Here is a 4509-nt window from a genome sequence, read left to right as displayed (position 1 = left end):
GTTTTTATCCGCAAACCCCGCTGCTCACGCAGCGGGGTTTGTCTTTTTATGTAAGCCAGGGGTTTTTGAGCCTGGCTTGGTTCCGCAAGGAAACGTATTGGAGCTGGCGCAACGCGCTGCTCAAACCGCTTTCCTGATGAAAACAGCGCTATGGAACCACCCGATCCCATCCCGAACTCGGAAGTGAAACGTAGCCGCGCCGATGGTAGTGCAGCCTAAGCTGTGCGAGAGTAGGTCATCGTCAGGATTTAAAAACAAAACCCCGCTGCCACAAGCAGCGGGGTTTTTCTTTGTCCGAAGCGAAGGCAGGCTTTTGGGGAATTTGTGGGAGCGGCGTAAGCCGCGAAGCTGGTAGAAACAACTCGCCTGAAAGGCTTGAAGGGAGCCAGAAGCCAGAAGCGCCCCCCATCCGCCCTTCGGGCACCTTCCCCCGCAGGCGGGAGAAGGGAAAGAAAGAGCTGGAGCTGAAGGCGAGGTAGAAGCCAAAGCCAAAGCCAAAGCCAGAGCCAAAGCCAGAGCCAGAGCCAGAGCCAGAGCATTGGGGCTCTGCAGGAACTGCCTGGAACGCCGCTGCCGAGCATGGCTCGGCACTACGGTCAGGCGTTCTGGCGGATCTGTGCGGCAGTTGCCCAGCGGGCGGCGATATTCGGCGCGGTGATGCACACCGCTTCATCGGTGACCGTGGTTACCGCACGCTCCAATAACTGGATGTCGGCTTCGTGCTGGCGGGCGACATGCGGGTCTTCAAAGAAGATTGCGCGCTGGCAGCGGTGCTCGAGTACGCGGTCAGCGATCTGTGCGTCACCACCGAGCGGACCACTCTGGAAACGGTGGATCCATTCCTGGTCGCGCGGCCAGCCACGGCTCCAGGCCATTTCGTTCAAGCGCTGACCGGTGGTGCCGGTGCCGATGCGCTGCCCGAACTGCGACAACACATCGAAGTGCTCGGCAGCAAAGGCCAGCATCTGCGGCTTGCGCGCATCGTGGGCGATCAGCGCCAGCGTCTGCTTGCTGAAGTCATGTAGATCATCGGCGCCCGGGTCCGGTGCGAGGCCGGCGTGGATGCGCTCCATTTCAATCCAGTCGCGTGCGGTGGCTACCGTGGAGATGAAAGGCTTGCCGTGGATGACGCATTGGCGCTTGAGGGCGATGGCTTCGGGGAAGACTGAAGAAGGATCGACCGGGTCGATGAAGTAGATCGCGCCATCGAGTGTGCGCTCCGGGGTACCCATGCCTACGACTTCGGCCACGAGCTTCATCAATCCGCCTTCGCGGCCGTTTGGATAGCGCTGAAGTCCGGGGTAATCCTGCAGAGGATGGGTGCTGGCTATCGCGTCGTAGGTGCGGCCGACAGCATGCAGTTCCACGCCAAGTTCGCGGATTCCGGTTTCGCTGGCGCGCAGCCAACGGAACAACGCAGCGTCGGCGCTTTCGTGATGGAGACGGTTTGCGGCCAGACCGATGCGCATTGCGATTTCTCTTTGTGCGGAGTTCTTGAGTGTAGGGCAGCTGGGTGTTGGTTGGTTGGTGGGGAGCCAAAGCCAAAGCTCATGCCAGAGCAAAAGCTCCCCTCATCCGCCCTGTCGGGCACCTTCTCCCGCATACGGGAGAAGGGAGGTCCTTGTTACTGGGCGAACGGATACCCCAAAGCTGAGAGCCAAAGCCAAAGCCAAAGCCAAAGCCAAAGCCAACAGCCGAAGCAGCGAGCTCGGCCGTCGTCAAAAAAAAGCCGAAGTAGTCCCCTCTCCCGTTTCAACGGGAGAGGGGTAGGGGTGAGGGCGCTTTCAGCTTCTAACGCCTCTCCGTGCTTGCTGAGCGCTACCGCTGCAACAACGCAACAATGCTCTCAGCAGCATCGCGGCCCTCGGCAACCGCAGTCACCACCAGGTCCGCACCGCGAACCGCATCACCACCGGCAAACAGCTTGGCGTTGTGGGTCTGGAATGGCAGACGCGTAGCACCACCGGCAATGATGCGGCCATTGCTGCTGGCCTCCACGCCCTGCGACGAAAGCCATTCCGGCAGCGTCGGCGAGAAGCCGAAGGCGATGATCACCACGTCGGCTTCCAACAGCGACTCGCTGCCATCAATCGCGACCGCATTGCGGCGCCCATTGGCGTCCGGCTCGCTCAACGTGGTCTCGACCACGGTCACGCCGATCACTTCATCATCGGCACCGGCTTCAATCGCCAGCGGCTGGCGGTTGAACAGGAAACGCACGCCCTCTTCGCGGGCGTTGGCCACTTCGCGTGCCGAGCCCGGCATATTGGCTTCGTCGCGACGGTAGGCACAGGTCACCTTGGCCGCGCCCAGGCGGATCGCGCTGCGTACGCAGTCCATGCCGGTATCGCCGCCACCCAGCACCACCACACGCTTGCCGTTGAGGTCGGGCAGGGCGATCTGGTCTTCCCAGCCGGCAATCGGCCGGCCCTGCGGATCATTGCCGCCGACGATGCGGCTGTTCTGCACCAGGAAGGGCAGTGCCGGCAGCACGTTCTTCAGGTCCTGGCCAATCAGGCCGCCGTCGGTGTAACGGTAGGCACCGGTGCCGAGGAACACCGCGTCGTAATCAGCCTGCAGCTGCTCGATGCTGATGTCGCGGCCGATCTCCACGCCCAGGCGGAACTGTACGCCCATGCCTTCGAGGATCTCGCGGCGGCGGTCGATCACGCTCTTGTCCAGCTTGAAGCTGGGAATGCCGAACTGCAGCAGGCCACCAATCTGTTCGTAGCGATCGAACACCACGGCCTGCACACCTGCACGCGCCAGGCGATCAGCGCAGGCCAGACCGGCAGGGCCTGCACCGACCACCGCAACGCGCTTGCCGGTGCTCTCAACCGCATGCAGGTCCGGCTTCCAGCCGGTGGCCAGGGCGGTATCGACGATGTATTTCTCTACCGCGCCGATGGTGACCGCGCCGAATTCCTCCAGCGTGCAGCTGCCTTCGCACAGGCGATCCTGTGGGCAGACGCGGCCGCAGACTTCCGGCAGCGGATTGGTGGAATGGCAGAGCGTGGCCGCCTCGTGGATGCGGTCTTCCTGCACCAGCTGCAGCCACTGCGGGATGGCGTTGTGCACCGGGCACTTCCAGCTGCAGTAGGGGTTGCCGCAGTCCAGGCAGCGGCCGGCCTGGTACTGCGCGTCGGCCTTGTCGAACTTGCCGTAGAGCTCGCCCCAATCGCCGGACGTGCGCAATTCCACCGGAATGCGCTGCGGCATGGTGCGGGGCAGATCGAGAAACTGGAAGGCTTGCTTGCGGCTCATGGGAACTCGTGGCGTCTGGAGGAGCCCTTCTCCCGCTTGCGGGAGAAGGTGCCCCGGAGGGGCGGATGAGGGGGCGCTTGAAGCTGCCCTCACCCCGGCCCTCTCCCGCAGGCGGGAGAGGGAGACAATGCGTCAAGCGGCGCGGCGCAGCGACTCGGCCAGCGATTCAATGCTGGCGGCCTTGGGTTTGACCAGCCAGAACTTGCCGACGTAGTCGCGGAACTCGTCGATGATCTGCTGCGCCCAGATGCTGCCGGTCAATTCGCGGTGGCGGCCGATCAGGGTGTGCAGGTGCTGGCGGTAGTTCTCGAAGCCTTCGGCCGAGATGCGATGGATGTCGATCAGCTCGTGGTTGTAGCGGTCGACGAAATCACGGTCGATATCGAGCACATAGGCCAGACCACCGGTGAAGCCGGCGCCGAAGTTCAGGCCGACCTTGCCAAGCACTGCGACCACGCCGTCGGTCATGTACTCGCAACAGTGGTCACCGGCACCTTCGATCACCGCCAGTGCGCCGGAGTTGCGCACGCCGAAGCGCTCGCCGGCGCGGCCTGCGGCGAACAGCTCGCCACCGGTGGCGCCATACAGGCAGGTGTTGCCGATGATGGCGGTGTTGCGCGCCTCGAAGCGCGCGCCGCGCGGTGGGCGCACCACCAGGCGACCGCCGGCCATGCCCTTGCCGACGTAGTCGTTGGCTTCGCCTTCCACTTCCAGGTTCAGGCCGCCGACGTTGAATGCGCCAAAGCTCTGCCCGGCAGTGCCGCGGAAGCGCAGGTTCAACGGTGTTTCGCTCATGCCGTGGTTGCCATGCGCGCGGGCGATGGTGCCGGACAGGCGCGTGCCCACCGAGCGGTCGGTGTTATGGATCAGGAAGCGGTGTTCGCCGCCGCGCTTGTTGGCGATGGCATCGGCCAGCAGGTCATCCATCTGCGTGGCCAGGCTGTCGGGCGACTGGTACAGGCGCTGCGCGGCGCAATGCGCGCCGTCGTACTGGGCCGGTGCCAACAGCCGCGACAGATCCACCTTGACGCCTTCGCGCGGCGACACTTCCAGCTGTTGCAGCAGATCGGTGCGGCCGACGATTTCATCCAGCGAACGCGCGCCCAGGTAGGACAGCCATTCGCGCACTTCCTCGGCCAGCAGGCGGAAGAAGTTCTCCACGCGCTCCGGCAGGCCGGTGAAGTAACCCGCGCGCAGGCGCTCGTCCTGGGTGGCCACGCCGGTGGCGCAGTTGTTGAGGTGGCA

The 4509-nt window shown here is 64.0% G+C and carries 3 protein-coding genes and 1 rRNA gene; 1 reads left to right on the top strand and 3 read right to left on the bottom strand.

Annotation, left to right across the window (positions count from 1 at the left end; genetic code table 11):
* Positions 1–132: 132 nt before the first annotated feature.
* Positions 133–247, top strand: a 5S ribosomal RNA gene (gene rrf, locus RT131_RS19530).
* A gap of 349 nt (positions 248–596) precedes the next feature.
* Here the strand turns inward: rrf and RT131_RS19525 are convergent.
* The 3 genes from RT131_RS19525 to RT131_RS19515 all read right to left on the bottom strand — a co-directional run.
* A complete protein-coding gene (locus RT131_RS19525; protein WP_313174657.1) occupies positions 597–1469 on the bottom strand; it encodes a methylglyoxal synthase in 873 nt (290 codons plus the stop codon).
* Between the two features lie 349 nt (positions 1470–1818).
* On the bottom strand, positions 1819–3264 hold the full coding sequence (locus tag RT131_RS19520) for an FAD-dependent oxidoreductase (RefSeq protein WP_313174655.1): 1446 nt from the start codon (positions 3262–3264) through the stop codon (positions 1819–1821).
* A 132-nt stretch (positions 3265–3396) separates the two neighbouring features.
* Positions 3397–4509: glutamate synthase-related protein (locus tag RT131_RS19515; RefSeq protein WP_313174653.1), on the bottom strand; the 1113-nt coding region annotated here is incomplete at its 5' end.

Source organism: Stenotrophomonas sp. (assembly GCF_032066555.1).
Taxonomy (GTDB): domain Bacteria; phylum Pseudomonadota; class Gammaproteobacteria; order Xanthomonadales; family Xanthomonadaceae; genus Stenotrophomonas.
The sequence above is the reverse complement of the archived record's forward strand: the minus strand, read 5'-3'. Positions and strand labels throughout refer to the sequence as shown.